Below are 943 nucleotides of genomic sequence, written 5' to 3'. Positions count from 1 at the left end.
GCAATAATATCATTAAGCCTGTCAACCAGCTCTGGTTTCCTGAACGTGATGTGCGCGGAGCCCTTCTTAAAGTATCTGATGCTGAACATCTCATCTTCATAGTCCTCTTTACCCTGAACAGACTGGACGTGATCATCCAGATGAATAGTGATGTTTTCCCGGTTGTCGGGGATCGGTTTGCCGCTGAACAGGTGTAGCATTCTTTCCAGATCAGCAAGTCGATCTGCCTGTTGCCCGGTGATAAGATGAAAGCCCCACCGGTCCCACCTCACCAGGTTGTTGACGATAATTTTACTGCCAAATTTGCAGGGGCAATTGGTTTTGTAATTCCAGCTCAACCCTCTGAAGACGTTGATCACCCCCCGCTCAAACACCTCATCCTTATTCTGGTGCAGTTGTTCAAATGTGCTCAGAATGTTCGCTTCACTGATTTCCGGAAAATTATCGTATTCCAGTGACCGGTACCATGTATCACGGGCCTGTGCATCCATTAAGGAAAGCATCCCGGAACGTTGCATCAGGTCACGCCAGATTTCGCGATCGAGATTGCGTGTGATGGCTTTCATTGCGGTTTCAGGTTTCTCCATCAGCCAGCAACCGCAGTGAAAATTCTGTTTCATGGCCCAGTCCAGTGCGGTTTTACCGCCAATGCTTTCTGTCATTGCTGAGATTTCAGCCAGTTGCCGGATAAGTGTGTCGATTTGCAGCAGTGTACTCTTTCGTACAGCCAGAATGTGGAGGATACTGGTTGAGCAGATAACGTCCGTATGCCAGTTGACAACTTCCGGACGGGAGACTGTGATATCAGACATAATTGATATTCCTTTTTGCAGATAAATGAAAACGCCAGCCCTGTTCAGGCTGGCGTCAGTGGAATGAAGTCTGGTGAGTGAGAGTCACCGGTTCTGGTGCAGAAGCTGCAACTGGCGCAGTGTACGGATAT

Annotated in this window: 1 protein-coding gene; it reads right to left on the bottom strand. The window is 48.5% G+C overall.

Annotated elements, in window-relative coordinates; genetic code table 11:
- Positions 1 to 812 (bottom strand): DUF4942 domain-containing protein (locus tag E0D98_RS24815; protein WP_131891358.1); only part of this gene is annotated, 812 nt, incomplete at its 3' end.
- Positions 813 to 943 lie beyond the last annotated feature (131 nt).

It is taken from the genome of Escherichia sp. KCJ4928 (assembly GCF_004352695.1).
Classification (GTDB): domain Bacteria; phylum Pseudomonadota; class Gammaproteobacteria; order Enterobacterales; family Enterobacteriaceae; genus ECMA0423.
The sequence above is the reverse complement of the archived record's forward strand: the minus strand, read 5'-3'. Positions and strand labels throughout refer to the sequence as shown.